This is a genomic window from Streptomyces niveiscabiei (assembly GCF_001419795.1).
GTDB classification, from domain to species: Bacteria; Actinomycetota; Actinomycetes; order Streptomycetales; family Streptomycetaceae; genus Streptomyces; species Streptomyces niveiscabiei.
On sequence record NZ_LIRL01000347.1, the window covers coordinates 1 to 2,921 of the forward strand.

General features: G+C 72.5%; 2 protein-coding genes. Both read right to left on the bottom strand.

The genetic code is table 11. The annotated features are described in order from the left end of the window. Positions 1–1,270, bottom strand: a 1,270-nt coding sequence (locus tag AOK24_RS17720) for a class III lanthionine synthetase LanKC N-terminal domain-containing protein (RefSeq protein WP_240553986.1), incomplete at its 3' end; no start/stop codon positions are given. Between the two features lie 48 nt (positions 1,271–1,318). After that, the coding region (gene mpaP / locus AOK24_RS17725; protein ID WP_055721048.1) for a daptide biosynthesis intramembrane metalloprotease at positions 1,319–2,921 on the bottom strand (1,603 nt) is incomplete at its 5' end.

The window sequence follows — 2,921 nt, forward strand, 5'->3', positions numbered from 1 at the left end:
GGGCTATGCGGAGGCAGCCGAGGGCGTAGCGGTCGATGGACGGGCCCCGGTGGGTGGGTGGGGCTGCGAAGCCGGGGGCCGCGTGGATCTGGCGGGACGTGAGGTCGGTGGTCGCCGTTTCGAGGTCGATGAAGGCGATGGAGTCGTCGGGGCGGACCATGATGTTGCCGGGGTGGAGGTCGCCGAAGACGACGCCCCGGGCGTGCATGGCCTGGACGCCCTGGTCGATCTGGTCGAGGACGTCGACGGCCCAGCGGGTGTACTCCGCCGTCCGGGACGGGTCGGCGGAGGGGGACGCCGGGTTGTCGCGGGTCGTTCGGATCGCGAGGGTCTCGCCCTCGACGAACTCCCGGACCAGGAAGTGGTGTTCGTGTCCCACCCGGGCCTCGATCAGGCGGGGGACCCAGGGCAGCCCGGCGAGGCGCTCCAGGCAGTCGCGCTCGCGCTGGAGGCGGGCGACGGCGTCCTCCCCGTGCGTGTCGATCCCGGCGAGGGGGCGGGCCTCCCGCAGGAGCACCGGCTCACCCGTGCGCGTGTCGGTCCCCCGGTACACGCCGCCCCCGTTGGAGAAGTGCAGGGCGCGTTCGGGCCGGTAGGGGAAGTCGTGCAGCGTGCCCGCGTTGCGCGCCTCCAGGGCCGGGGCGAGGCAGTCGGGGACGGTCACCCACTCGGGGGGCCGGAAGGAGGGGCCGCGTACGTCGGGGACGAGGTTGCCGTCCGGGTCCTCGATGCAGGGGACGGTGTCGCCCTTCGCCGTCTTCATCACGCGCGCGACGAACCCGCCGTAGCGGACGTAGAGGGGTCCTGACCGCCAGCGGAGGTCGCTGAGGATGTACGGGCCGCGCTCCCCGTCGAGGAGGTCGCCCAACTCGGCGAGGACGGAGGCGAGTCGGGCCTCGTCCTCGGGGTAGACGGTGATGAACTTGCCGCTGGCGCCCCGGTCGCCGTACTTGCCGTTGCGGCGCAGCAGCACCTGCCGGCTGCGGATGAACTTGAACGCCATGCGCTGCTCGACGAGCCACGCCCAGGACCGGTCGAGGATGGTCCGCGCGTTCTCGGAGGTCGCCGAGACGTGGACTTTCCAGCCCTGCGCGGGGAGTTGGTACCCGTTCGGGGTGAGCATGGTCCAGTCCGTGCCGGTGTGGCAGGACCAGTCGGCGGGCGGCTCGGACGCGAGGAAGTCGTCGTCCGGGTCGGAGGTGTCGGCCTCGGTCCGGTCGAAGAAGGGGGTTCCCGGCGCCAGGAACATCACACGCCGATACGCGTCCATGTCAGGTTCAACCGCTTTCAGGAGTACGGGAGTTCAAGGGGGCCAGCGTCAACGCCAGAACGGCGCCACATACTTCAGGTACAGCCAGTCGCCGAGGCTCCGCTTCCCCGCGTCCACGACGGCCTGGCCGGTGGTGCCCGGCGCGAGCCGCCCGCCGTCGAGGACGACCCCGTGGACCGGCACCTTCAGCGAGTCGAGCCCGGTCACCGGGACGAACGCCGAGAAGGGCACGGACAGTTCGACGAACCCGCCGGACGCGACCGTCCCCGTACCGAGTTCCTTCTGGAGGACGACGCCGCCGCTCGTCAGCCGCACTTCCGCGCCGGGCGAGATCGCGTCCCGGTCGGTCGTCCCGGTCGCCACGAGGACCGTCCGGCCCTGCGCCTCGACGACGAACCCGCCGGTCACCGTGTACGGCACGGAGATGCCGAGCAGCGCCGCCGCGACGACACCGGCCGCCGCGAGCGAGACGGTGACCCGGCGCCAGGCCGCCGACCCCGCCGTCCGCGCCTCCGCGAGCAGCTTGAGGACACCGACGTACACGCGCAGCGACAGATAGCCGAGGGCGATCGAGACGAGGACGGCGCCGACCATGCCCGCGCTCTCCAGGACCGAGCCCCAGAGGCTGAACGCCATGCTGACGACGTACAGCGGGAACAGCATGCAGGCCAGCCCGAACAGCGGCGCCCAGTCGACGCCGGGCAGCGCGCGCTCGTACCGGCCGCCGAACAGCAGGCGCGCGACGAGGCGGCGGGCGTCGGTGATGGAGCGGTTGCGCAGGTGGGAGACGTCGAGGTGGCTCATCAGGGCGAGGTAGCCGTCGAGTTTGACGAACGGGATCGCGTTGAAGAGGCCGGAGACGTAGTTGGTGACGGTGAGCAGGAGCAGGAAGTCGCGCAGCCCCGCAGGGCCCCCGGTGAGCGCGACGGCGACCGAACTCACGCCCGCGAGCCCGGCGATGAGGGACTGCGTGGCGATCCCGGCGAGGGCGACGCGGACGCGCTGCCGGTTCCTCGGCAGCCGCCAGCCGTCCGAGACGTCGCAGAAGAACGCCGGGGTCAGGTAGAAGAGCATGAAGCCCATCCGGCTCGGCCGGCCGCCGTAGTGGCTCAGGACCAGGCCGTGGGACAGCTCGTGCAGCATCGTGCCGCAGTACGTGACGACGAGCAGCGCGAGCAGCGCGGGCCAGGAGACCGGCTCGGACAGGGCGGCGACCGTCGTCCGCGCCTGGACGGCGAGGGCCAGCAGCCCCGACCCGGCGAGGAGTGCCGCGACGATCCCCCAACTCCGGTGCGCGAGGCGGGCGGTGAGCGGGCGGAACACGTTCAGCATGCGTTCCGGGCGGACGACGGTGAACTGGATCGTGAGCGGCGGCACGAAGGTGATCCGGCGCTCCCGGCGCGGCTTGCCGTCCGACGCGTCCTCCAGGAGCCGGCCGCGCTGCGCCCGCGACAGGCCCTCGGTGACCAGTTCGACGGACCAGCCCAACTCCCGCGCGATGTCCCCGGCTTCACGGGTGCCGTCGGCCAGCGTCAGGAGCTTCGCCATGCCCTCGGCGACGCGCAGGTAGCGCTGGGAGCCGGACTGGACGAGCCAGGGGGCGCCGTCCTCGACGGGTTCGTGGACCCGGACGTCGGGGGCTAGGCGGGGG